This is a genomic window from Haloarcula amylolytica (assembly GCF_049705545.1).
GTDB classification, from domain to species: Archaea; Halobacteriota; Halobacteria; order Halobacteriales; family Haloarculaceae; genus Haloarcula; species Haloarcula amylolytica_B.
Genome location: NZ_JBNAMU010000001.1, coordinates 402,906 through 426,147 on the forward strand (window position 1 = coordinate 402,906; position 23,242 = coordinate 426,147).

Annotated in this window: 22 protein-coding genes; 9 read left to right on the forward strand and 13 right to left on the reverse strand. The window is 64.5% G+C overall.

Going from position 1 to position 23,242, the window contains the following annotated elements:
* Positions 1–18: 18 nt before the first annotated feature.
* Both ACOZ4H_RS02125 and ACOZ4H_RS02130 read left to right on the forward strand, forming a co-directional pair.
* Positions 19–186 carry a hypothetical protein gene (locus tag ACOZ4H_RS02125; protein WP_424327759.1) on the forward strand — a complete coding sequence of 56 codons (168 nt, stop codon included), beginning with the start codon at positions 19–21 and terminating at the stop codon, positions 184–186.
* A 272-nt stretch (positions 187–458) separates the two neighbouring features.
* On the forward strand, positions 459–641 hold the full coding sequence (locus tag ACOZ4H_RS02130) for a hypothetical protein (protein ID WP_424327760.1): 183 nt from the start codon (positions 459–461) through the stop codon (positions 639–641).
* 96 nt (positions 642–737) lie between these two features.
* Here the strand turns inward: ACOZ4H_RS02130 and ACOZ4H_RS02135 are convergent, their stop codons facing one another.
* Positions 738–1,475: a ribonuclease H-like domain-containing protein gene (locus ACOZ4H_RS02135; RefSeq protein ID WP_424327761.1), complete on the reverse strand. Its 738-nt coding sequence runs from the start codon at positions 1,473–1,475 to the stop codon at positions 738–740.
* A 96-nt stretch (positions 1,476–1,571) separates the two neighbouring features.
* Complete coding sequence (locus ACOZ4H_RS02140) at positions 1,572–1,736, reverse strand: hypothetical protein (RefSeq protein WP_424327762.1); 165 nt, start codon at positions 1,734–1,736, stop codon at positions 1,572–1,574.
* A gap of 147 nt (positions 1,737–1,883) precedes the next feature.
* On the opposite strand from ACOZ4H_RS02140, the gene ACOZ4H_RS02145 reads away from it, so the two are divergent.
* A complete protein-coding gene (locus ACOZ4H_RS02145; protein WP_424327763.1) occupies positions 1,884–2,258 on the forward strand; it encodes a universal stress protein in 375 nt (124 codons plus the stop codon).
* Here ACOZ4H_RS02145 and ACOZ4H_RS02150 read toward each other — a convergent pair.
* The 3 genes from ACOZ4H_RS02150 to ACOZ4H_RS02160 are packed head-to-tail and all read right to left on the reverse strand — an operon-like array spanning position 2,255 to position 4,121.
* Entirely contained in the window at positions 2,255–2,992 is a 738-nt protein-coding gene (locus tag ACOZ4H_RS02150; RefSeq protein ID WP_424327764.1) for a ParA family protein, read from the reverse strand. The two genes, ACOZ4H_RS02145 and ACOZ4H_RS02150, sit on opposite strands and share 4 nt — an antisense overlap.
* A gap of 42 nt (positions 2,993–3,034) precedes the next feature.
* Entirely contained in the window at positions 3,035–3,463 is a 429-nt protein-coding gene (locus ACOZ4H_RS02155) for an HIT family protein (RefSeq protein WP_424327765.1), read from the reverse strand.
* Between the two features lie 34 nt (positions 3,464–3,497).
* On the reverse strand, positions 3,498–4,121 hold the full coding sequence (locus tag ACOZ4H_RS02160; RefSeq protein WP_424327766.1) for a uracil-DNA glycosylase: 624 nt from the start codon (positions 4,119–4,121) through the stop codon (positions 3,498–3,500).
* Between the two features lie 84 nt (positions 4,122–4,205).
* On the opposite strand from ACOZ4H_RS02160, the gene ACOZ4H_RS02165 reads away from it, so the two are divergent.
* Positions 4,206–4,376: a DUF4177 domain-containing protein gene (locus tag ACOZ4H_RS02165; protein ID WP_008307242.1), complete on the forward strand. Its 171-nt coding sequence runs from the start codon at positions 4,206–4,208 to the stop codon at positions 4,374–4,376.
* 87 nt (positions 4,377–4,463) lie between these two features.
* Positions 4,464–7,667 (forward strand): isoleucine--tRNA ligase, encoded by a 3,204-nt coding sequence (gene ileS, locus ACOZ4H_RS02170; RefSeq protein WP_424327767.1) that lies wholly within the window; start codon positions 4,464–4,466, stop codon positions 7,665–7,667.
* A 61-nt stretch (positions 7,668–7,728) separates the two neighbouring features.
* Here the strand turns inward: ileS and ACOZ4H_RS02175 are convergent, their stop codons facing one another.
* Positions 7,729–8,583 carry a ribose-phosphate diphosphokinase gene (locus ACOZ4H_RS02175; protein ID WP_424327768.1) on the reverse strand — a complete coding sequence of 285 codons (855 nt, stop codon included), beginning with the start codon at positions 8,581–8,583 and terminating at the stop codon, positions 7,729–7,731.
* Between the two features lie 236 nt (positions 8,584–8,819).
* Between ACOZ4H_RS02175 and ACOZ4H_RS02180 the strand changes: the two genes are divergently transcribed.
* Entirely contained in the window at positions 8,820–9,932 is a 1,113-nt protein-coding gene (locus tag ACOZ4H_RS02180; protein WP_424327769.1) for a PAS domain-containing protein, read from the forward strand.
* Positions 9,933–10,010: 78 nt separating this feature from the next.
* On the opposite strand, the gene ACOZ4H_RS02185 is transcribed toward ACOZ4H_RS02180, so the two are convergent.
* Both ACOZ4H_RS02185 and hemL read right to left on the reverse strand, forming a co-directional pair.
* Complete coding sequence (locus ACOZ4H_RS02185; protein WP_424327770.1) at positions 10,011–10,826, reverse strand: HVO_0234 family beta-propeller protein; 816 nt, start codon at positions 10,824–10,826, stop codon at positions 10,011–10,013.
* Between the two features lies 1 nt (position 10,827).
* On the reverse strand, positions 10,828–12,165 hold the full coding sequence (hemL, locus tag ACOZ4H_RS02190; protein ID WP_424327771.1) for a glutamate-1-semialdehyde 2,1-aminomutase: 1,338 nt from the start codon (positions 12,163–12,165) through the stop codon (positions 10,828–10,830).
* A 175-nt stretch (positions 12,166–12,340) separates the two neighbouring features.
* Here hemL and nasA point away from each other — a divergent pair, with 175 nt between their 5' ends.
* The 3 genes from nasA to ACOZ4H_RS02205 all read left to right on the forward strand — a co-directional run bounded on the left by nasA (position 12,341) and on the right by ACOZ4H_RS02205 (position 18,283).
* Positions 12,341–14,446, forward strand: a complete 2,106-nt coding sequence (gene nasA / locus ACOZ4H_RS02195) for an assimilatory nitrate reductase NasA (protein ID WP_424327772.1) — start codon at positions 12,341–12,343, stop codon at positions 14,444–14,446.
* A 320-nt stretch (positions 14,447–14,766) separates the two neighbouring features.
* Positions 14,767–16,089, forward strand: coding sequence for an MFS transporter (locus tag ACOZ4H_RS02200; RefSeq protein ID WP_424327773.1), 1,323 nt, complete (start codon positions 14,767–14,769; stop codon positions 16,087–16,089).
* 427 nt (positions 16,090–16,516) lie between these two features.
* Positions 16,517–18,283, forward strand: a complete 1,767-nt coding sequence (locus tag ACOZ4H_RS02205) for a nitrite/sulfite reductase (RefSeq protein ID WP_424327774.1) — start codon at positions 16,517–16,519, stop codon at positions 18,281–18,283.
* A 336-nt stretch (positions 18,284–18,619) separates the two neighbouring features.
* On the opposite strand, the gene ACOZ4H_RS02210 is transcribed toward ACOZ4H_RS02205, so the two are convergent.
* From ACOZ4H_RS02210 to ACOZ4H_RS02230, 5 genes are all read right to left on the reverse strand, one after another.
* A complete protein-coding gene (locus ACOZ4H_RS02210) occupies positions 18,620–19,975 on the reverse strand; it encodes a substrate-binding protein (protein ID WP_424327775.1) in 1,356 nt (451 codons plus the stop codon).
* A 173-nt stretch (positions 19,976–20,148) separates the two neighbouring features.
* Positions 20,149–20,793 (reverse strand): chemotaxis protein CheC, encoded by a 645-nt coding sequence (locus tag ACOZ4H_RS02215; RefSeq protein WP_424327776.1) that lies wholly within the window; start codon positions 20,791–20,793, stop codon positions 20,149–20,151.
* A 98-nt stretch (positions 20,794–20,891) separates the two neighbouring features.
* Positions 20,892–21,350, reverse strand: a complete 459-nt coding sequence (lrp, locus tag ACOZ4H_RS02220; protein ID WP_014041645.1) for an HTH-type transcriptional regulator Lrp — start codon at positions 21,348–21,350, stop codon at positions 20,892–20,894.
* Positions 21,351–21,359: 9 nt separating this feature from the next.
* Positions 21,360–21,725, reverse strand: coding sequence for a P-II family nitrogen regulator (locus tag ACOZ4H_RS02225; protein WP_004517663.1), 366 nt, complete (start codon positions 21,723–21,725; stop codon positions 21,360–21,362).
* Positions 21,718–23,046, reverse strand: a complete 1,329-nt coding sequence (locus ACOZ4H_RS02230) for an ammonium transporter (RefSeq protein ID WP_424327777.1) — start codon at positions 23,044–23,046, stop codon at positions 21,718–21,720. Before ACOZ4H_RS02230 ends, ACOZ4H_RS02225 begins: the two co-directional genes overlap by 8 nt.
* Between the last annotated feature and the right edge of the window lie 196 nt (positions 23,047–23,242).

Below are 23,242 nucleotides of genomic sequence, written 5' to 3' on the forward strand. Positions count from 1 at the left end.
GGACGCGTAGCTCAGCATATGTGGGACAGTGATATAGAAACGACCGACCCACCGCTGGGGAGGTGTCCGTCCTGTGACGTGACGATTCCAGCGGCGAATCTCGTCATCGCGTACGACACGGCCGGCGACTGGCCGCGGATGCTCGCTACGTGCCCGGATTGTGGGGACGCCGTGAATCCAGTGTGATTCCTGTCGGAACAGACATGACAGAAATCGTGGGAGTGAATACACATAGACACGCCGGCGCAGTCGCCTATATGTGTAGCAACCACCGATTAGGTGCGGTATACTGTTGTTTCGACCAATGATACCGAGGCCAGACAGGGTGAGTGACGGTGGAGTCATCGAGCAGCGATAGCCCCCCGTTACCCCATCAGGGCGATACCGATAGACTGCGATCGACGGACGCCGGTCGATACCTTGACACGCTCGTGTTTGCGGTTCGCGGGGTCTGGACTGTGACACTCTTCGGTGTCCGGCCGTTCGCGTTCTGGGGAGCCGTACTACTGCCGCTGTTGTATCTCCCCTCACTCTACGGCGTCGGCACTGGCCAGGATACGGCGCTGTTCCTCGAACTCGTCGCCTGGCACGTCGCTTCTATCGTCCTCGGCCACGGACATACGCCATTCTGGAGTCGATAGCCTGGTAATACTCACACTAACAGTCTACGGACATCAGCCACTGTCTCTGTTCCACCTGAAACGATGGGGGTGTGGTGACGGTTCTCGCCCTCGGTCTCAGGCGACGAAAACCTGCTCGTCAAGCCGCTCGGTGGCGGTCTCGGCCAGCGTCTTGAGGTTCACCGTGTCCTCGCGGTTGTACGACACCAGCGTTTCGAGTGCACCGTCGCGGCCCTGCTCGTGCTCCCGCCAGAGCCGCACCGCGTCCCGCCCCGAGATGTCCGGTCGGTCCCGTTCGATGCCGATGTCCTGCTCGACCTGTTTGAGCCCGCCGGAGAGCCCGATTTTCTTGCAGGTGTACATCAGGTCCAGATGCGGCCGGTCGAGGTCGACGTCGAAGTTCGCTTCGAGGAAGGGCACGTCGAAGCGCTTGCCGTTGAACGTCACAAGCAGGTCCGCGCCGTCGAAGGCGGCCCGGAGGTTCTCGGCGGTCAGGTCGTCGCCGGCGATGAGCGTCCGCGTGTCGCCGTCCTGGTGGAGGCTCACCGTCGTCACCTGATTGCGGTCCTGGTCGAGTCCGGTCGTTTCGATATCGAAGAAACAGGCCCGCTCGCGGAAGGTCTCGTACAGCCGCCAGCGCTCGCTGTTCGGGAACGCGTGGTCGAAGTAGGTCACGTCGGTCTCGGCGACCCGGTCCCGCCCCTCGTCGATGAACTGCTGGATTCGGTCGCCGCGCTTTCCGCCGACGACGGACGGTTCGAACTCGTCCCAGTGGGTGATTCCCTGCTCCCAGATGGACCGCTCGGTCTTCTCCCCGACGCCGTCGGTACCGATGAAACTGTTCTCGACGCGCACGCTCTCGGGTACAGGTTGGGCTGTATGTAAGCCCGTCGGTGCGGGCGGTGCGTGAGCGACTAGTGACCACCGGACCGACGGTCTGTTTCGAACCCGCTACTTCTCACACATCTGGAGGATGCTGTCGTACACTGATTGGTCTTCCAGCGGAACGACGACTGTACTGTCGCAGTTGAGACATACAGACCGTGGCTGGTCGAACGTCCGCTCACAGAACGGACAGACGAACTCTGCGGCACCAGTGGGCGCTACTTTGCTCATAGTTTCCAGAAGACGTCCGGTAATAAGGGCGTATTTGCTATGCCTATACGCCGGCCGTGCCCAGCCGCTATACGGATAGTGACGACCGCCGCGTCACGGTCGGGGACGAGCGAAAGCACGAAGCCGAGCGACGCCACACAGTAGCCCATGACGACGTTTCTACTCGCGACTAGCTCTGTGCACGTCACCGCGGCCGCCGCTGACTACCTCGAGAACCGACTCGACCCGGCAGGTGACGACGACATCGTCGTGGTCGCCGTCCGCGACCCCGATGCTCCGTCACGGGACGCGGGTGACGCCGTCAACGTCGCCCGCTCGCGGCTCGCGCCGTTCATGCCCACAACGGAGACCAGGGAGGGCGAGCCCGTGACGGAGATCCTGGCGGCTATCGACGAGCACGACCCGGACGAACTCCTCATCGGCCCGCACCGTGGGACCGACGACAGCGATGGCGTCGGCTCGACGGTCCGGGAAATCCTGGCTCGGGTCAACCGCCCAGTCATCGTCCTCCCGCTTCCCTAGCGGGAGAACAGCCCGTCGTCCTCGAAGGTCAGACCGAGGTCGACATTGAGCAGCTCCTCGGCCATCGCGGCGACGGTCGGTGCGACATCGGAATCGGGGTCCGTCGCAAGTGGTCTGGGTGCGCCCGGTCCGATATGCGGAACCGTGTGTGCGGCGTCTTCGACAGATTCGCTGTTATCGCCGTCATCGCCGTCGACACGCGTTGCAACGACGGCCGAGGCCGGTGCCCCGATGTCCCGCAGTCGCCCCTGCTGTCTCGGAAGCAGGTCGCTGCCGCGCCGGCTGGCCGGCACCACGAGCGCCCGCCGCTGTGCGGTCGTGGCAGCGGCGACGGCCTGATTCGACGCAATCGGCGGCACGTCGAGCAGGACGTGGTCGTAGCGACCGGCCACCTCTTCGATAGCCCGTTCGAGCGTCTGTGCGCTCCCGGCTGACTTCGCCCGCGCGAGGCGCTCGAACGGCGCGTGGGCCGGACAGAGCGCAACCCGCCCGTCGGCGTCGATATCCCACTCGAACAGCGCGCTGTCGACCGGCACGTCGCCGACAGCCACCGCAGTCACGTCGGCGTCGAGTCGCCCTTCGACGTACGTTGCCAGCCCCTGTGTGCCGAAGGCCGCGTCGATGACGGCGACGGACCGCCCACCCCGGGCCAGCGTCGCCGCCGTCTCGACTGTCAGCCTGGTCGTTCCAGCCCCACCGGTACACCCTACGAACGCGAGCGTCGGAACCCCCATGCGTCGCTGTTGGACTATCTTTCGATAAAAAGATACGGAATTTTACGCCTGTTCGGCCACGATATCGTCCTCGATGGCGTCCAGTTCGTCATCAGAGAGGTCGGGGCGGTCGTTGACCAGCACGTGGATCGGCCGGCCGCCGTCGTCCTCGAACCGCGGGATGATGTGGCCGTGGACGTGCGGGACTTCCTGGCCGGCGACCTCGCCGTTGTTGAACGCGACCGTGCTGGCGGGGGCGTCGACCGCTGCTTCGACGGCGGGGACGAGTTCGTGCAGGGTCGACAGGACCTCGCCGGCCACGTCGGCGGGCGTGTCGTTCAGGCGCTCGTGGTGGGCCTTCGGGATGACCAGCGTGTGGCCCGGCGACAGCGGATTGGCGTCCAGAAACGCCAGCACGGTGTCGTCTTCGTAGACGGTTCGACCGGGGATGTCGCCGGCGACGATGCCACAGAAGATGCAGTCTTCGCTCATAGTCGTCCCTGCGTCCGGCGGTCACAAGAAGGTTCTAGGTGTCGCCGACGCCGGCCACCGTCTCGGCGATGGCCGCCGTGTACTCGGCGTAACTGTATCCCAGCCGCGAGAGCCAGACCTCCTGATACGACGGGTGGAGCAGCGGAACCACGGGCACGCTCAGCGCCTCGCTCTGCAGCGGGTCGAGAACGCTGTCGAGGAAGCCGTCGAGGCCGTCGTCGTCCAGCGCCAGCACGGTCTTCGTCGCGTGTTTGCCGGTAGGTAGCACTGCCGCCGGTTCGATTGTCTCGACCTCCTCGACGAGGTAAGGGCGACAGTTCGCCAACTCCGCGTCGGTCGGGTCGCGGTTCCCCGGCGGGTGGCACTTCACGGCGTTGGTGTAGTAGCAGTCGTCGTGGCCGAACCCGGCGTCGGCGAACACTTGCCGGATTTTTCGGCCGGAGCGCCGCGAGGTGTAGGCCATCCCCGTCAGATTGCCGCCCCGCCACCGCTCGGCCTCGGGGTCGCCCTCGGCCGGGGCTTCCCCGACGACCACGAGGGCGGCGTCGGGCGGGCCGTTACCCCACGAGATGCAGGTCCGGCTCTCGGCGAGTTCGGGACAGCGTCGGCAGTCCTCTGTGAGGGCGTTTTGCTGCTCGTCGGTCGGGAACGCTGGCACATGCGATGGCACGGCCGTCGGCGGCAAAGCCGTGGCGGTCGCCACCACAAGAGGTTTGCCGCTGGTCGCCGCTACAGCGCGTGTATGCCCTCCTACGAGTACAAGACGCTCGACGTCGACACTGGGATGTTCGGTAGCAGCAGCGTTCCCACCGACGAACTGAATGACCTCGGCGCGGACGGCTGGGAAGTCGTCGCACCGATAACGGAAAACAGCGGGCAGACTGCCGGCCTGCTCCTCCAGCGTGAGCGCTGACCACCGCCACGGCGTTGCCGGCCGTACCGTCTGAACGGCACGCACACAATCGATTGTCCTTTATTGCCGGCGGCGGATGGAACGGGTATGGAACGTTTCGCCGCTGTCGACGACCAGTACGACCCCGACGCCGTCGAGGACGGCGTCTTCGAGTACTGGGACGACGTCGACGCCTACGAGCAGACGAAGGCCCACCGGGCCGACGGCGAGGACTACTTCTTCGTCGACGGGCCGCCCTACACCTCCGGCGCGGCCCACATGGGGACGACCTGGAACAAGACCCTGAAGGACTGTTACATCCGCTACCTGCGGATGCAGGGGTACGACGTCACCGACCGGCCGGGCTATGACATGCACGGCCTCCCCATCGAGACGAAGGTCGAGGAGCGACTCGACTTCGAGAACAAGAAGGACATCGAGCGCTTCGGCGAGGAGAACTTCATCGAGGAGTGCAAGGACTTCGCCGAAGAACAACTCGAAGGCCTCCAGAGCGACTTTCAGGACTTCGGCGTCTGGATGGACTGGGACGACCCGTATAAAACAGTGAACCCCGAGTACATGGAGGCCGCCTGGTGGGGCTTCCAGCAGGCCCACGAACGCGGGCTGGTCGAGCAGGGCCAGCGCTCCATCAATCAGTGCCCGCGGTGTGAGACCGGCATCGCCAACAACGAGGTCGAGTACCACGACGTGGGCAAGCCCTCGATCTATGTGAAGTTCCCCTTGGCGGAGCAAGAGGGCAGCCTGGTCATCTGGACGACGACGCCCTGGACCATCGTCGCCAACACCTTCGTCGCTGTCGACGGCGACCTCGACTACGTGGGCGTCGATGCGGAGACAGACGGCGAGACGGAGCGCCTCTACGTCGCCGAGGCCTGCGTCGAGGACGTGTTGAAAGCGGGCCGCTACGACGACTACGAGGTCGTCGAGGAACTGACCGGCGTGGAGATGGTCGGCTGGGCGTACGACCACCCGCTGGCCGAGGAAGTGCCGGACCACGCCCAGGGCGAGGGCTCCGGGCAGGTGTACACCGCCGACTACGTCGAGGCCGACCGCACGGGCCTCGTCCACTCCGCGCCCGGCCACGGTGAAGAGGACTTCGAGCGCGGGCAGGAACTCGATCTCGAAATCTTCTGCCCGGTCGGCAGCGACGGCGTCTACACCGACGCCGCGGGCAAGTACGCCGGCACGTTCGTCCGTGACGCCAACGACGACGTCATCGCGGACCTCGACGACAACGGCGTCCTGCTCTCCAGCGAGGAGGGCCACACCGTCCGCGAGGGGCAGTGCTGGCGCTGTGACACCGACATCGTCCGTATCGTCACCGACCAGTGGTTCATCACGATCACCGATATCAAGGACGAACTGCTGGCAAACATCGAGGACAGCGAGTGGTATCCGCAGTGGGCACGGGACAACCGCTTCCGGGACTTCGTCGAGGACGCGCCGGACTGGAACGTCTCGCGGCAGCGCTACTGGGGCATCCCGATCCCCATCTGGCTTCCTGAGGACTGGAGCGGCGATATGGACGACGCCATCGTCGTCGGCGACCGCGAGGAACTCGCCGAGCGGGTCGACCAGGACGTCGACCCCAAAGCCGTTGACCTGCACAAGGGGACTGTCGACGACCTCACCATCACCGAGGACGGCACGACCTACACCCGCGTCGGCGACGTGTTCGACGTGTGGCTCGACTCCTCCGTGGCGACGTGGGGGACCGTCGACTACCCCGAACAGACGGAGGACTTCGAGGAGCTGTGGCCTGCCGACCTCATCATGGAGGCCCACGACCAGACCCGCGGCTGGTTCTGGTCGCAATTGGGCATGAGCACCGCCGCCACCGGCGAGATTCCGTACAAGCAGGTGCTGATGCACGGCTATGCGAACATGCCCGACGGCCGCGGCATGTCCAAGTCCAAGGGCGTCCTCATCGATCCCCACGAGGTCATCGAGAAGCACGGCCGCGACCCGATGCGGCTGTTCCTGCTGTCGGTGACCGCCCAGGGCGAGGACATGAACTTCTCCTGGGAGGAGACCGCCGAGATGCAACGGCGGCTCAACATCCTCTGGAACGTCGCGCGCTTCCCGCTGCCGTACATGCGTGCGGATGATTTCAACCCGGAGGAAACCACAGTCGAGGATGTCCGGGATGACCTCGAACTCGTCGACGAGTGGGTCCTCTCCAGGCTCCAGACCGTGACCGAGGCGATGACCGACTCGATGGACGACTTCGAGAACGACAAAGCGGTCGAGGAACTGCTCGACTTCGTCGTCGAGGACGTCTCCCGGTTCTACATCCAGGTCGTCCGCGAGCGGATGTGGGAAGAAGAGGACAGCGCCTCGAAGCAGGCCGCCTACGCCACCCTCTATCGCGTGCTGGAATCGGTGGCCGCGCTGTTCGCCCCGTTTACGCCCTTCGTCGCCGAGCAGGTGTACGGTGCGCTCACCGGTGATTCGGGGCACCCGACGGTCCACATGTGCGACTGGCCCGAAGTCGACGCCGACCTGCACGACCCTGCACTCGAACGCGAGATCGAGGTCGTCCGCGAGGTTGAGGAAGCGGGCTCGAACGCCCGCCAGCAGGCCGAGCGCAAGCTCCGGTGGCCAGTCACCCGCGTCGTCGTCGACGTGGACAGCGACGACGTGGCCGACGCGGTCCGTGCCCAGGAGGCCATCATCGCCGACCGACTCAACGCCCGCGCTGTCGAGGTCGTCGGCGCTGACGATGAGTGGGGCGAACTCCAGTACTCCGCCGAGGCCGACATGAGCGAACTCGGCCCGGCCTTCGGCGACGACGCCGACCGCGTCATGAACGCGCTCAACGAGGCCCGCGTCGCCGAGCAGTCGCTTGATACCCTCGAAGGCACAGTGAACGACGCGCTGGACGAGGACGTCGACCTCACCGAGGAGATGGTCGAGTTCCGCCGCGAGACGCCCGAGGGCGTCACCGGGACGGAGTTCGCTGCGCTCGATGGCGGCGGCGTCGTCTACGTCGACACCGCACTCACCGAGGACATCGAGAGCGAGGGGTACGCCCGCGAGGTCATCCGCCGCGTGCAAGAGATGCGAAAGGACCTCGAACTCGATATCGAGGAGCGCATCGTCGTGGACCTGGCAATCGACGACGAGCGCGTGGATTCGCTGGTCCGCGAGCACGAGGCGCTCATCAAAGAGGAGGTCCGCGCCGACGAGTTAGACGGCGTCGAGGACGGCCATCGCAAGACCTGGGAAGTAGAGGGTGTAGAGATGGAGATCGCGATTGCACCGGTCGCCGCGGCTGAGGCGTCGGATTAAGCGGCACGCAGTCGCGTTACAACGAGCGGGGTTTTTGCGCCTCGTGTTTCAGCACCGGTGTCTACAGCTCTTCGGCGACGACCGGCGCGGCGCTGACCTCGCTGACGGCGCGCTCGAGCGTGTCCGTGCCGTAGACGGCTTCGACGCCGGCGCTGTTGAGCTTCGTCAGGGCGTTGCTGGCGAGCATCGGGTGGACGCAAGTGACGAACACCCGCCGGGCGTTGCGGTCGTCGAGGACGCTGACGGATTCGCTCATCGTCGAGCCGGTAGCGATGATATCGTCGACCAGCACGACGTCCCGGCCCTCAACCGGCGCGTCGCTGGGGCTGATCTCGATGTCGCCGGTGTCGTAGTCGCGGTCCTTCTCGAAGAAGTCCGTCTCACCCTCGCCGTATGCGTCCCGGACCGTCGTCGCGAGGGCGATTGCGCCTTCGTCGGGCGAGAGAAAGAGCGGGTCCTGCAGGTCCGCAGGCAGCGGGTCGGCGAGAACACTCGCCGCGTCGACGTTGGTGGCTGGCACGTCGAAGAAATCACAGACGGCCGGTTCGTGGGGGTTCACCGTCAGCACGCGGTCAGTCCCCGTTGAGATGGCGCGGGCCATCGCCCGCGAGGAGACCGGTTCGCCGGGCTTGAACGCCTCGTCCTGGCGGGCGTAGCCCATGTACGGGATGACGGTGACGACCTCGCTCGCGCCGCTTTCGCGGGCCGCGTCCTGCAACTGGAGCAACTGCAGGTGCGCGTCACTGTCGACGGTCGACGCGACGACGACCGCTCGCTCACCGGAGACGGCCTCGGGCACCCGGACGACGTGCTCACCGTCGGGGAACCGTTCGTACTCGACCCGTCCCAGCCGCTCGCCCGTCGCCTCGGCGAGGGTCGCCGCGAACGCCTGCGTGTCTGCCCCGGGGATAATCATGTGCGGTGGGTGGCTGTCCGGGCTAAACCTCTTTTCGATTCCCCGACATCGTGGCTGATTCCGCCCTCTAGTAATCATATATTTATTTGACACCCGCAGATACGACGCTCACAGGCCCTGTGTACCCATGCCTCTATTACGACACAATGAGAATATTCCATAATATTCCTTATACCTAGCTGAGATATTTATCCCCGCTCGACTCCAACGTTCGAGTTGAACGGCCCCTCCAAAGTATGATTGAAGTGTTACATTTAGACGATGAGCCTGATTTTTCGGATTTGGCCGCCCAGTTTCTCGAACAGGAAGACGAGCGGTTCGAAGTTCGAACGGCGACGAACGGAACCGATGGCCTTGCGACTCTTCGGGCGGAGGACATCGATTGTATCGTCTCCGATTACGAAATGCCAGTGATGGACGGGCTGGAATTCCTGGCGGCCGTCCGCGAAGAGTATCCTGGCCTGCCGTTCATCCTGTATACCGGCAAAGGGAGTGAAGAGATCGCGAGCGAGGCTATCACTGCGGGCGTGACTGAGTATATCCAGAAGGAGTACGGAACCGCCCAGTACGCGATTCTGGCCAATCGAATCGCGAACCTCGTCGAGCGATACCGTGCTGTCCGGACAATCGACCGCAGCTACAGGGCAATGAAGACTGCCAGCGAGGGCATTAGCCTCATCAACCCGGACGGAACGTTTTCGTACGTGAACCCCGCCTTTGCGGACCTGTTTGGATACGACCAGGATGAGCTGAACGGCAAACACTGGAAAACTCTCTATCACGACAGTGAAGCGGATCGGCTGGAGAACGACATCCTCCCGGCTGTCAAGGAGAACGAAGACTGGTCGGGCGAGACAGTTCGATTGACGAAAGACGGTGATCGGCTCGTTACGGACCATCGACTCGCCTACGCTGACGACGGGGTACTCGTCTGTACGGCGCGGGACATCACGGCTGAACGGATGCAGTTGTCCGATCAAACAACCGAATTCGACGTTCTCATCGACGCTATGGAGGACTACGCCTTCCTCACCCTCGACCACGAGGGCTACATCACTCGCTGGAGCGACGGCGCACGACGGTTCACGGGCTACGGAGTGGCGGAGGTTCTCGGCGAGCACATCTCGACGTTTTTCCCAGAGCCGGAGCTAACGGACGATCAGTCGGAGCAACTCCTCGAAACCGCGAAAGCAGCCGGCTCAGCTTCCCACGAGGGCTGGCAGACTCGAAAAGACGGGACACGCCGCTTTACGGTGATGACGCTCTCTGCCAGTTTTGACGAGTCCGGAACCCTTCGGGGCTACGGGATTATCTCGAAAGAAGCCGACGAACCGAAGATACCGCAGTGAGCGGCGCTATTGTGCCATTGCTGCGTTTGAGAAGTCCGGACGGAACTGGGTCTCCGCGTTTCGACAGGGCCGGCCAACTCAGGCGACGGCAACGCCGACGACGTCGGGGACGCCCAGCGAACGCTGCCGCCAGCCCCCCTGTCCGTCGGCGGTCGCCTCGGCCGCGGTCGCAACGAGGAAGGTCCCGTTCTCGGTGATAGCGTAGGTGTCGTCGCCGTAGGTCACGTCGACGACGCGCTCGGTCGCCGGCAACGCACAGGGCTCCCACGCGCCGGCTGTCAGTTCGTACAGCCCGTCCGCCGCGGCGGCGTGGACCTGCTCGCCGTCGCTTGCAACAGCCATGTGTCGGCCCGACCGGACCTCGGTCCACTCGCCGTCGCTGTCGGTGCTCTCGCTTTCGTAGCGGTACAGTCCGCTCTCGGTCGCGGCGTAGTCGCCAGCCACGTCGGTCACGTCCACGAGACCGAGTCGGTCGAGCGACGGCAGGGCGTACACGCCCTCGGCCGCGGCGAGGCGGTCGCCGTCGATGGCGCGGACGTCCGCGACCTCGCCTATATCTCGCCACTCCCCGGTGTACCGAGCGACGCGGCCGTCGCCGGCTGCAAGCAGGCCGTCGCCGTCGTAGCCGACGGCGGTGGCTGGCCCGAACCCGGTCGGGACGAAGCCGTCGTCGGTCAACACGAGCACGTCCTCGTCGGTGGCGACCGCGACTTCGCCGCTCGCGCCGGCCACGTCACGGGCGTTGCACCGCTCGCTCAGGCTGAACCGCCCGATCTGGCCGCCGGCCGTCTCGACGCGGGTGATGCCCAGTCCCGACGCGACGTACGCGTGGGTCTCCGGGCGTTTCGCCCCGTACATCCGCTTCTCGGAGAGTGCGATGTCGTCGTCGCTCACCTCATATCGCCTCTTTGTATGCTTCGAGCGCATTCTCTATGTCTTCACCTGTGTGGGCATCACAGATGAACTGTGACTCGAACTGGTTCGCCGTGAGGAACACGCCCCGGTCTTTCATCGCGGGCCAGAACAGCCGCTCCCACCGCTCGGTCTCGGCCTGTGTCACGTCGTGGCCGGTCTTCGGACAGTAATCGAAGCGCGGACAGGACTCCCGTTGCTGGCAGCCAGCCTCGCAATGTCCGTCGAAGGAATCAGGCCCGTCGCGGGTGAAGATGACCTTGAACATCGAGTCCCGGCCGACGACGGTGTACTCGGGGGCCTGGTCTTCGAGGATGTCCTGCAGTCCCGCTCGGAGTCGGTCGCCGAGCTCGTTGACGTGGTCGTATACGTCGTGTTCAGCTGCATACCGCAACGTCTCCAGGCCGGCAGCCATCGTCACGGGGTGGCCCGAGAACGTCCCGGACTGGAACACGTCGCCGGCAGGGGTGAACTGCTCGATGATCTCGCTTTTGCCGCCGATTGCCCCGACCGGGAAGCCGCCGCCGACGATCTTCCCGAACGTCGTGATGTCGGGGTCGATGCCGAACGCGCCCTGGGCACACTGGAGGCCGCCGACGCGGAAGCCGGTGATGACCTCGTCGAAAATGAGCAGGGAGCCGTGGTCGTCACACAGTTCCCGGAGCGTGTCGTGGTAGCCCTCGACCGGGTGGACGATGCCGTAGTTCCCGAGGATCGGTTCGGTGAGGACAGCCGCGATATCGTCGCCGTGTTCCTCGAACACCTCGTGGGCGGCCGCCTCGTCGTTGAACGGCACGGTCAGCGTGTGCTCGGCGAAGCTCTCGGGGATGCCGGGGCTCGAGGGAGCGGTGTGGTCCCCCTCGCCCTCGACCAGCGTGGACTCCTGTGCGCCGTGGTAGCCGCTCTGCATCACGACGATCTTGTCCCGTCCGGTGTAGCCACGAGCCAGTCGGACCGCCGAGACCGTCGCTTCGGTCCCGCTGTTGACGAACCGGAGCATCTCGACGCTTGGGACGTGCCGGGTGACGAACTCGGCCAGTTCGACCTCGACTTCGGTGGGCGCGCCGTACATCGGCCCTTCGGCGGCGTGTTGCTGGATGGCCGACTGCACCTGTTCGGGCAGGCTGTGGCCCAGCAGGAGCGGGCCATAGCCCATGACGAAGTCGATGTACCGGTTCCCGTCGGCGTCGATGACGTGCCCGCCGTCCCCCTTCTCGACGAAGAACGGATAGGGCCGTGTCGCTCGCACGGAGGAGTTGACGCCGCCCGACAGCACCGACAGGGCGCGGTCGTACAGCGCTCGTGACTGCTCGTGGTTCATACGTCGGCGTTTGGCCGCTGTCAGAAAGAAACTGTTGTTACCCGGCCGCGCTATAACCTAGTAGACGGATGTAACACTCTGACGAGAAAATAAGTATTTCGTAAAGAGTCACTGTTATACGGTGGGTGTTCATCTATATACTCACGATAATGGCATCCGAACGTACTGGAATATCATGCCAAATTGGACAATTGGGCGTCGGAACGGCGCGTGGGTGGCTGTGAGCGACTGGGTACCGACGACATGCATGCGGTGTGCAGTGGGCTGTGGCCACATGCATCAGGGCGCTGACGAGGGGTACGGTATCGATGCTGCCCGCGGTGACGCCGCCCATCCGGTCAGCCAGGGACTCGCCTGTGCCCGTGGCCTCAGGGAGAGCAAGGCCCCCGACGGGGAGTGGCTCACCCGGCCGATGGTCCGCAGCGGTGGCGAGCTCCGTCAGACCCAGTGGGACGTGGCGCTGGCCCGCGCGGTCGAGGGGCTTCAGGCCGTCCACCAGCGGGACCCCGATTCGGTCGCCGTCCTCGGAAGCGGCCAGCAGACCAACGAGGCCGCTTACGCCTTGGGGAAAGTCGCCCGCGGCGGCTTCGGGACGCGCAACTACGACGCCAACACGACGCTGTGTATGGCCAGCGCCGTCACCGCCTACTACCAGGCCTTCGGCAGCGACGCGCCGCCGTGTACGTACGCCGACATCAGCGACGCTGACCGCCACGTCGTCTGGGGAGCGAACCCGGCGGTCGCCCACCCCGTGATGTTCCGCTGGATTCAGCAGTCCGCCGACGAGGACGGCGTCGAAATCATCGTCGTCGACCCCGTCCGCTCCGAGACCGCAGAGAACTCCGAGCACCACGTCGCACCTGACCCGGGGAAAGACCTCGCGCTGGCCCGGGCCGTGCTCGCCCGCATCGTCGAGACGGGCCGGGTCGACTGTGAGTTCGTCGACGAGGCCACGGAGGGATTTGAGGACCTGCTCGCGACGCTGCCCGACGCCGCTGACGCGGCCGCCGAGGCCGGCGTTGAAATGGCCGAGGTGGACCTGCTGGCCGACGCGATGGACCAGCAAGCCCTCATCTACTGGGGCATGGGCATCAATCAGCACGTCCAGGGGACCGAGACCGCCCGGGCGCTCATCGACCTGACGCTGGCGACGGGGAACCTCCGGCCCGGCGGCGGCCCGTTCTCGCTGACCGGCCAGGCCAACTCCATGGGGACCCGTATCTGCTCCTCGAAGGGGTCCTGGCCCGGCCAGCGGGCCTTCGAGGACCCGGACCACCGCCGTCTCGTCGCCGATCACTGGGACGTGCCGGTCGACCGCCTCCCCGACGACACCGGCCCGGGTCCGGTCGGAATGCTCGAAGACGAACCGGACGCCGTCTGGGCCGTCGCCACCAATCCCGTCGCCGGGATGCCCGAGGCCGACTCTGTGAGCGAGACGCTCGAAGACGCCTTCGTCGTCGTGCAGGACGCCTTCCACACCGAAACGACGGAGATCGCCGACGTGGTCCTGCCCGCCGCGACGTGGGGCGAGAGCGACGGGACGACGACGAACATGGAGCGGACCATCTCCCGGGTCCGGTCGGCGACCGACGTGCCAAGCGGCGTCCGGTCGGACCTGGACATCATCGCCACCATCGGCTCGCGGCTGTTCCCCGGCCTGTTCGAGAGCACGTCACCGGACCCCTCGGACGTCTTCGACGAGTTCACCGCCCTCACCGAGGGGACAGTCGCCGACTGCTCGGGCATCACCTACGAGCGCCTCGACGACAGCCACGCCGTCAGATGGCCCGCACCCGATGAGGAGAGCGCCGGCGACTACCGCTACTACGACGACGAGTCGTGGTCGTTCCCCACCGCCTCCGGCCGTGCGCAGTTCTCGACCGGTCGCCAGGGGTCGCTCCCGGAGCCGACCGACGACGACTACCCGCTGACGCTCACGACGGCTCGCGAGGCCGACGGGTACAACACCGGCGTCCGGTCCCGCGGCGGGGAGGCCGGGACGCTGGTGGCCCGCATCCACCCCGAGACGGTTGCGGAACACAGCGGGCTCGTCACCGACGAGCAGCTGACCGTCGAGACCCGCCGTGGCTCCGCGACGGTCGCCATCGACCGCGACGAGGGCGTCCCCGAGGGGATGGTGTGGCTCCCCATTCACCACCCGGCGACGAACCGGCTGACGCTTTCGGACCGGGACCCCCAGTCCGACGAACCGAATTTCAAGCAGTGTGCCGCCCGCCTCGTCGCCGCAGAGGCCGAACTGCCGCCCGCCACGGCCGACTGAGCCGATATCGGGCGCGGCCCCGACGGCTCGTCGACACGCGCTTCTCCATCGCCGTCCGAAGTAATCTAAATATGTCCAATTATTCCCCCGTCCGCTGGGCGTTCAATGTCCTTAAACAGGGGATATCTGATGATATATTTGCGGTCTATCCACTCAGGCTGGGTAGAATAGCCGTTCTGTAAACGGTTACTGTTATTAAATGGTGGGACTTTCGGACTTCATGTACTGATGTGGGCACACATCCAAAATAAAGGCGGATTGGTGAACAAAGGCTCGTTATCGACCGTGAACAATACCGCGTCCGTAACCGAGGTGTCGGCATGGGACTGATCAAGATGACGAAGTACCGGACGCTGTTGCTGGCAACTATCGGGTTCAATTTCTCGTTTCTCATCTGGTTCTCGTTCGCGCCGTTTACCGGCCCGATGGCAGAGGAGTTCGGGCTCTCGACCGCGGAGATCGGCATCCTCGCCAGCTCGGCCATCTGGATGGCACCGTTCGGACGGATGCTCACCGGCTGGCTCTCCGACAAGTTCGGCGCGCCGGCCATCTTCGCCATCGTGTTGGCCTACGTCGGCGTGTTCTCGATAGGGAGCGCCTTCGCACAGGACTACTCCGTGTTCTTCGTGTTGCGGCTCATCGTGGCGACGGCCGGCATCACGTTCGTCATCGGCATCCAGCACGTCGCCGAGTGGTTCGAAGAGGAGAACCTCGGCCTGGCGGAGGGCATCTACGCCGGCGTCGGGAACGCCGGTGCCGCCGGTGGGGCGCTCGTCCTCCCCCGGGTGTTCGGGAGTGGCTGGAACGGCCCGCTGTTCTCGACTAACTGGCGGGCCGCCTTCTTCTACACCGGCATCGTCTCCATCCTCCTCGCAATCGCCTACTACACGCTGGGCGAGGCCGCGAAAAGCGAGGCGAAACGCCAGGCGACCAAGGAGGACACCAACTTCAAGGGCTGGCTACACACGGCCACGCGCTACGGCACTGTCGTCCTCGCCGCCGCGTACATCATGTCCTTCGGCCTCGAACTGTCGATGAACGGGTGGCTCGCCACCTACTACCGGGAGGCGTTCAACCAGGACAACCTCGTCATCGCGAGCACCTTCGCGGCGACGTTCTCAATTGCCGCCGGCCTGCTCCGGCCCTTTGGCGGCTACGGTAGCGACCTGTTGGCCCGCAAGGAGAAGGACATCCTGCCGTTCTTCGAGGGCCAGTACCGCGAGCAGTGGACGTTCCTCGGGCTCTGTTTCATCGTGGTGATGATGTTCGCCATGACGCTGGCCGGACTCTCCGGGGTCCTGATGAACGCCGTCGTCATCGGATTCCTCGTGGGCACGGGCTGTGCCTGGGCCGAGGGCGCTATCTTCGCGCAGGTGCCCGCGATGTTCCCGAACGACTCGGGTTCGGTCGCGGGCGTCGTCGGCGGCGTTGGCACCGTCGGCGGCATCGTCTACCCGCTGTTTTACTCCGCGCCGTGGCTGGCGAACCTCCACCTGGGGTACTCCGTGGCCGCCGTTACCATGATTCCGATTGTGTTGCTGTCTGCATGGGTGTTCCAGCCGGAAATCGCGAAAGTCGCTAACACGGCTGGGTTCGTCGGAAGCACGCAGGAAGGCACCACCGTCGCCTCCGGCGACGACTGACGCTCATCGCTCTCGAACGAGCCGTTCTTCTCTTTTCAGCACGCGTGACGCACTGAACAGGCCGGTGTGTCGCGTCCCCCGTCGGTTCGGCTCGCGCGCGACCGACACCTCAGTTCTACGGGGTCGCGCCCCGGTCGGGCGAATCACGCCCGCGGAGCGTCCCCGACGCACAGTCCAGAACTCGACCGGACAACCGATTGCCGTCCTGCGGTTTCACCTCTGCCGCCGGGGCAGTGTATAACCTCTTTAAACACCTCTCAGACGGTATAATTCTGGACGGCCGTTTCCTAACGATCTCTTACTCTTTATTTCTTTAACGAATAGCGTTATAAGGAATCAACCTCAGTACTTAGACGTGAATTAGCGGACATTCAGATAAATATGAGAGATAAAAAACTACATCCATTAAGAACGGGGGCGCGCGAAGATGGCACATAAAAAGGAGGAGTACAAGGCGGAGCTGTACGGCGACGAGGTACGGGAGAAGTTAGAGGAGTTCGCCGAGAAAGGCTGGGAGTCGATTCCCGAGGACGAACGCGAGAAGTGGTTCTCGCGGTTCAAGTTCTGGGGGGTGTTCCACCACCGCGGCGGCCAGGAGTCGTATTTCATGATGCGGCTGACCAACTGCGGCGGCGTCCTGGAGCCCGACCAGCTTCGGGCCATCGGCGAGGTCGCTCGGGACTACGCGAAGGGACCGGCCGAGAACCCCGAGTTCGGGAACGGCTGGATCGACCTCACGACGCGACAGTCCATCCAGTTGCACTGGCTCAAGCTCGAAGACATCCCGGAGATCTGGGAGAAACTCGAAGCCGTCGGCGTCTCCTCGCGCTCGGCGGGCGGGGATACGATGCGGAACATCTCCGGCTGCCCGGTCGCCGGCAAGGCCGAGGAGTACGTCGAGTCCCGCCCGATTCTGGACGAGATTCAGGAGACCATCCGCGACGATAACGACCTGGCCAACATGCCCCGGAAGTTCAATATCTCGGTGACGGGGTGCAAGCAGGGGTGTGCCCAGGACAGCATCAACGACATCGGGCTGGAGCCGGCGCACAAAATCATTGATGGCGAGGAAGTCGAGGGGTTCAACGTCCGCGTCGGCGGCGGCCTCGGCGGCCGCGAACCGCGCGAAGCCCGTCCGCTCGACCTGTTCATCCGGCCCGAACACGCCGTCGAGACGGTCCGTGCCTTCGTCGAGTTCTACCACGAGGTGGGCAACCGGACGAACCGCTCGAAGAACCGCGCTCGGTTTTTCGTCGACGAACACGGTACCGACGCCATCCGGGAGGAACTCGACGAACGGCTCGATTTCGAGTTCGAAACCGCCGGGACCGACTTCCGCGGGGAGTACACGTACAACGCCGGCAAGCACACGGAGTACGGTGCCCACGACCACGTCGGCGTCTACGACCAGAAAGACGACAAGAACTACGTCGGCCTCTCGGTGCCGGTCGGCCGACTCTCCGCCGAGGACGCCATCGAACTCGCGGATCTCGCCGACGCCTACGGCTCCGGCGAGGTGCGACTGACCCGCCGGCAGAACCCGCTCATCATGGACGTACCCGACGGGAACCTCTCGAACCTCCTCAACGAGCCGCTGCTGGAGAAGCACTCGCCCGAGCCGAACCCGTTCGTTCAGGGCGCGATGGCCTGTACCGGCACGGAGTTCTGCTCGCTCGCGCTCACGGAGACGAAGGCGCGGATGGCCCGCCTGCTCCGCTGGCTCGGTGACAACGTCGACGTACCCGACGACGTGGACCGAATCAAGATGCACTTCTCGGGCTGTACGGCCGACTGCGGCCAGGCGATGACGGCCGACATCGGCTTACAGGGGATGCGCGCCCGCAAGGACGGCCAGATGGTCGAAGCCGTCGACGTGGGCGTCGGCGGCGGCATCGGCGAGGAGCCGTCGTTCATCGAGTGGGTCCGCCAGCGCGTACCCGCCGACGAGGCACCGGGGATGATCGCAAACATCGTCGAAGCCTACGCCGCCCTCCGCTCCGAGGGCCAGACGTTCCGGGAGTGGGTCGACGCCACCGGCCACGAGACAATCGTCGAACTGGCCGAACCGGAGGAAGTCGAAGGGTACACTGATCCGTGCCTGGCCGACGGCAAGCAGTCGTGGTATCCCTTCGACGACGGCGACAGTCCGGCCCCGACCGACGCCGAGGGCCAGCCGATCTCGGCGGACGACTGACCATGACGGACAGTTCAACCGACCAGGACGGGGCGTCCGACCCGTCGGAATCCGCGGTCAAGGGGGTGGCATACGACGCGGCACCGGAACTACTGGAGTAACGCGGCCCCGGCTCCGCACAGCCGGCCCCAGCGACGTGACGTGCCCTGCCTCGGGGCGTGTCCGTCTGCCTCTGACAGACGGGGACTGCTCGTGTCCATGTCCCCATTCGGTTCTCCGTTTGCCGTATTTTTCCGGAACTCAGCAGTCGTCGAATCGCGGCCCTATACTGTCGGCTGTACGCCTGTAACGAGTTTCGCCACCGCGAATATCTTACAGTAGTTACAGCCAACAGTTTTACTCGCCGTAGTCTCCGAGCTCGCACTCTGCGGCCGGGCCGCCGTCACAGTCGTATCCGACCGCCTTCGTGACGCTGAGCAGGTCGTAGAACCGGCCAAGGGACTGCTCGGACTCGGAGAGCCCTTCGACCACCGGCACGCCACGCTGGGCCTGATGGTCACAGCTCCGCATCGTCTGGCTACCCAGCCCGACCGAGTATTCGTGGTCTTCCAGTTCCCGGATAACCGCCGGCGGGTAGAAGGTGCCGGCCCGCTCGACGGCCGCGGCGTACTGGAGCGTCTGTGCGTAAGCCAGATGGGCCACGCCGGAGGGGCGCTGTGTGTTCCCGTACTCGGCGGTGAAGGCGTTCTTGAACTCGTTCGAGAGGTCTGACGAGACGCTGGTGTCCCACGCGACCGTCCCGACGACGCCGTCGAGCGCCTTCGAGGCGTTCTGTGCCACGATGCGGTTGTACAGCGGCACCACAATCCCCACCTCGTCCGGGAGAATTTCCTGGGCCTTTGTCAGCGAGTTCGCGGCGTCAAGTCCGTAGTGGTCGAGGAAGACGACCTCTGCACCGGCGTCCCGGGCCTGCTTGAGCGGCTCCTCGTAGTCCGTCGTCCCGAGACGCGTCGCGATGCTCGTGAGTTCGATCCAGCCGCTCGACGTGAAGAAATCACGGATGGACGACTCCATGGTCTCGCCCCAGTTGTAGTCCGCGTAGATCTGGACGTACTGGACATCCTGACCGAACCGCTCCTTGAGTACCGGGAGCAGCGCCTGTGCGGTCATGTACGCGTTGAACATCTCCCGGAAGCTGTAGCGGACACAGTCCGTGCCCGTCGTGTCGTTCGAGTGGGTCAGACAGCACATGTACGGGACCTTTTCCGCCTGTGCGACCTCCTGTTGGGCGATGGCGACGGAACTGGACGAGCCGCCGGAGAACATGATGACGTCGTCCTGATCGATCATCTCCTCGGCGTTGACCGTCGCGACATCCGGTTTCGTCTCCGTGTCTGCAGTGACGTACTCGACGGTCTTCCCGAGCACGCCGTCGCCGCTGAGCACGTCAAAGGAGCTTTGTCCGACCCAGCCGCCGCCCTCGTTGAGATGCGTGACCGCGAGTTTATACCCCCGCAGTTCGTCGCGCCCTTCGGCGGCGTAGGTCCCCGACTGCGGAACGTTGAAGCCGAGCGTGACCGTTTCGCCTTCGACCGGATAGTTCCCGAGCGGTGGATGCTCCGGTGTGTTTTCCGTTGTCGAACCCCCGTCCTGGCACCCCGCCAGCCCGGCGAGCCCTGCGGTGCCGACCCCACCGGCGACCTGTAACAGGGACCGTCTGTCAACTGTCTCGCCCCCTCTTTCCAATCGCATAACATCTGTTTTGATGATAAATATATATAATACTTATTTCAATAGAAATGAGGGAACAATTAGCATATCTGGTGCTGGTATCGGCTCGAGATGGACCTGTGACTCTCCCGTCGGCGATTCAACACACTTCGTCCGCGTGGTGAACAGATGTAGGCAGGGGCAGTGTGCCGATATCAGTCGAGAATGTCGCTGGCTTCGGTGTCGACCGCCACGTCGGTGTCGAGGTCGATGTCCTGAATGAGCGCCACGAGGTCCTCCAGCTCGGGAAACGTGTACACAGTCATCCCGAGGTCGCCGTCGTCGAGGGTGATACGCGAGTCGACGACGAACACCAGGTCGGAGTCCGGCCAGCCGCCCATCTTGTCGACGATGCCGTCGGCCGGCCCGAACACGAAGTTCGGCGTCCCCATGTCGATGGTCGTCTCCAGCACGTTGGCCCACCCGTCGATGAAAGCGGAGGTCATGATGTTGCCGATTTCCTGCATCGCTGACCGTTCCATATCGGAGAACCCCTCGCCCTCGCTCGGGTCGGCCATCCCGCCCATCATCGCGCCGGCCATCTGCTTGCTGTCGGCCGGGTCCAGCAGGAACAGGACGTAGCCGTAGGGCGGTTCGTTCAGTTCGACGTAGATGCCGACGCCCTTGTCGTCGCCGATGTGCGTTTTGACGTCCTCGATGTCGAGAAAATTGATCTGTGAGGTCCGAACTGTCGCGTCGAGCCCGGTCAACTGACCGAGGTTTTCCGCGACTGTCCCCGACCCCTCCTTTGCCATCTGATTGAAAAGGTCCAGCTTCCGCACGTCCACTTTCAAGCCCATACCTACCGGAACGGCGCAAGCGGCTTAACGCCACCGCTGGGGGCCGCATGTGTGTCTCACCGCCTCGGACCGTCAGCAAAACAGAACTGCAGGCGTCTTCAGGCGTCAGTTCCATCGACCGGGAACTGCTCGTGCTCACACACCGTATTCAGCACGACTGACGTCGAGGCAGATCGGATGTCCTCGTCGGTCAGCAGTGTCTTTATCCGCTCGTTCATCGACTGCGTGTCGGTGAACTTCCCGACGGCCACGATGTCGTGGTCGCCGGTCACTTCGTAGACCGCGATCATTTCGCGTCGATCCCGTAACTGGTCCACCACCCGTCCGAGCCCGTCGCCCTCGACGGAGAGCTGGAACACGGCGGTCACGTCGTAGCCCAGCGCCCCGTAATCGATGTCGACGGTGTATTCGTCGATCACACCGGTCGCCTCCAGGTCGTCCATCCGGCGCGACACCGTGGTCGCCGCGATACCGGTCGCGGCGGCGACATCACGGGCGCTCGCCCGGCCGTCCTGGAGCAGTGCGTTCACTACCTGTCTGTCGGTATCATCGACCATTTCGTCCGCTCAGACTGCCTCTGGGCCTTCTTTACCGGTTCGGACCTGATAGGCGTTGTCCACGGGGAGGACGAATATCTTGCCGTCACCTTTCTCGCCGGTGTGGGCACCGTCGGCGATGGCGTCGACGACATCCTCTGCGGGGATGTCCGCGACCACCGTCTCGACTTTGACCTTCTGGTGCAGGTCGACGACGTACTCCTCGCCGCGCCACTGCCCCTTCTTCGCGGGCTGTGAGCCGCGGCCGGAGACGTTCGTCACTGTCAGCGACGGGGCACCGACCTCCGCGAGCGCCTTCTTCACGTCGCCGAGTTTGTCCGGTCGAACCATTGCGACTACCATCTTGATTTCGGAGTCGTCGGTTTCGTCAGTCATCTTTGGAACCTCCGTCAGTGCGCATGTCCGTACTCATTTTGCCACCGTCGGCGACAACGCTTTCGCCGCCGCCGAACTCGGGGTAGGTCTCGACGCCGTGCTCGCTGACGTCCAGCCCCTCCTGCTCGTGTTCGGGCATGACCCGCGCCTGGCCGACCATCTTCAGCGCGTACCACACGACCCCGGTTGCGAGGATCGTCCAGCCCGCGATGGCGACGACGCCGATCAGCTGTGCGATGAAGGCGTTGACGACTGACCCGACCGTGCCGGACGTGGCGACGAACGGGAACAGCAGCGTGCCGAGCACGCCGGCGCTACCGTGGACCGGGAAGACGGCGCAGACGTCGTCGATCTTCATCCGGTTCTCCATGAAGCTGAACACGACCGGCAGCTGACCGCCGGCAAGCGCGCCGACGATGATTGCGCCCCACCACGTCGTGGTGTCGGGGATCGCCGTGATGCCGACCAGCCCGGCGAGCAGCCCGTTCGCCACGTACAGGGTGTCGACCTTTCCGGTCTTCAGCCACGCGACCAGCCCGGCACCCATCGCACCACAGGCCATCGCGATGGTCGTCGTCATCGCGACACGGCCGACCGTCGCGAACGCGCCGAGGGCGAGCGAGCCGTCCTCGACGACGAAGACGGTCGCCGCCGTCCCGACGTTGAACCCGTACCAGCCGAACGCAAGGATGAGCGTCCCCAGAACGGCGAAGGTCAGGGAGTGGCCCGGAATGACGTTCGCGGAGCCGTCCTCGTTGTACCGACCCATCCGCGGGCCGAGGACGTACGCCGCCGTGAGGCCCGCGATGCCGCCCATACCGTGGACGATCATCCCGCCGGCGAAGTCGTGGAACGCTTCGCCACCGAAGCTGATGTACGCGCCGGCCCACGTGATCCCGGTGACAACGGGGTAGATGACCGCTGCCAGCAGGAACGTGTACGTGATGTACGCGCGGAGCTTGGCCCGGCCGGCGACCGCGCCGGAGACGATGGTCGCCGCCGTCATCGCGAAGACGGCACCGAACAGCCAGCCGACGTAGTCGTTTGCGGCCCCGGCACCGAACGCGGGCGAGAACCCGCTCCCGCCGACCAGGGCACTAATCCCTGACCCGATCAGGAAGAACACCGTCACGCCGACCGACCAGGTCAGGAGGTTCTTCGTTAGCTGGTTCGCGACGTTCTTCGAGCGCACCTGCCCCGCCTCAAGCATGGCGAAGCCCGCGTGCATGAAGAAGATCAGGAACGATACCACCAGTACCCACAGCAGGTTAACCCCCTCTGCGAGTACGCTCGGATCGACTTGTAGTGCAGTGTAGCTCATTTCTATCTCACCTGTTTCGTTTTCGTATCAGCAGCCCTCTGGATGTCCAACTTTGCCCCACTTTGGCTCAACTTCTTCAACTCTTTCACGAGAAACCCTCTGGTAACACCACTACATAAGGTTTACCTTTATGAATACGGAAATTGGAGGGGATGTGGTAGACGACCGTCCAGATTATGGTATGATATTATGGATA

Excerpts from the sequence above, each read along its gene's own strand:
- ACOZ4H_RS02125 (WP_424327759.1), top strand. The coding sequence starts at position 19 with ATGTGGGACAGTGATATAGAAACGACCGACCCACCGCTGGGGAGGTGT.
- ACOZ4H_RS02140 (WP_424327762.1), bottom strand. The coding sequence starts at position 1,736 with ATGAGCAAAGTAGCGCCCACTGGTGCCGCAGAGTTCGTCTGTCCGTTC.
- ACOZ4H_RS02145 (WP_424327763.1), top strand. The coding sequence starts at position 1,884 with ATGACGACGTTTCTACTCGCGACTAGCTCTGTGCACGTCACCGCGGCC.
- ACOZ4H_RS02150 (WP_424327764.1), bottom strand. The coding sequence starts at position 2,992 with ATGGGGGTTCCGACGCTCGCGTTCGTAGGGTGTACCGGTGGGGCTGGA.
- ACOZ4H_RS02155 (WP_424327765.1), bottom strand. The coding sequence starts at position 3,463 with ATGAGCGAAGACTGCATCTTCTGTGGCATCGTCGCCGGCGACATCCCC.
- ACOZ4H_RS02165 (WP_008307242.1), top strand. The coding sequence starts at position 4,206 with ATGCCCTCCTACGAGTACAAGACGCTCGACGTCGACACTGGGATGTTC.
- ileS (WP_424327767.1), top strand. The coding sequence starts at position 4,464 with ATGGAACGTTTCGCCGCTGTCGACGACCAGTACGACCCCGACGCCGTC.
- ACOZ4H_RS02175 (WP_424327768.1), bottom strand. The coding sequence starts at position 8,583 with ATGATTATCCCCGGGGCAGACACGCAGGCGTTCGCGGCGACCCTCGCC.
- ACOZ4H_RS02180 (WP_424327769.1), top strand. The coding sequence starts at position 8,820 with ATGATTGAAGTGTTACATTTAGACGATGAGCCTGATTTTTCGGATTTG.
- hemL (WP_424327771.1), bottom strand. The coding sequence starts at position 12,165 with ATGAACCACGAGCAGTCACGAGCGCTGTACGACCGCGCCCTGTCGGTG.
- nasA (WP_424327772.1), top strand. The coding sequence starts at position 12,341 with ATGCCAAATTGGACAATTGGGCGTCGGAACGGCGCGTGGGTGGCTGTG.
- ACOZ4H_RS02200 (WP_424327773.1), top strand. The coding sequence starts at position 14,767 with ATGGGACTGATCAAGATGACGAAGTACCGGACGCTGTTGCTGGCAACT.
- ACOZ4H_RS02205 (WP_424327774.1), top strand. The coding sequence starts at position 16,517 with ATGGCACATAAAAAGGAGGAGTACAAGGCGGAGCTGTACGGCGACGAG.
- ACOZ4H_RS02210 (WP_424327775.1), bottom strand. The coding sequence starts at position 19,975 with ATGCGATTGGAAAGAGGGGGCGAGACAGTTGACAGACGGTCCCTGTTA.
- ACOZ4H_RS02215 (WP_424327776.1), bottom strand. The coding sequence starts at position 20,793 with ATGGGCTTGAAAGTGGACGTGCGGAAGCTGGACCTTTTCAATCAGATG.
- lrp (WP_014041645.1), bottom strand. The coding sequence starts at position 21,350 with ATGGTCGATGATACCGACAGACAGGTAGTGAACGCACTGCTCCAGGAC.
- ACOZ4H_RS02225 (WP_004517663.1), bottom strand. The coding sequence starts at position 21,725 with ATGACTGACGAAACCGACGACTCCGAAATCAAGATGGTAGTCGCAATG.
- ACOZ4H_RS02230 (WP_424327777.1), bottom strand. The coding sequence starts at position 23,046 with ATGAGCTACACTGCACTACAAGTCGATCCGAGCGTACTCGCAGAGGGG.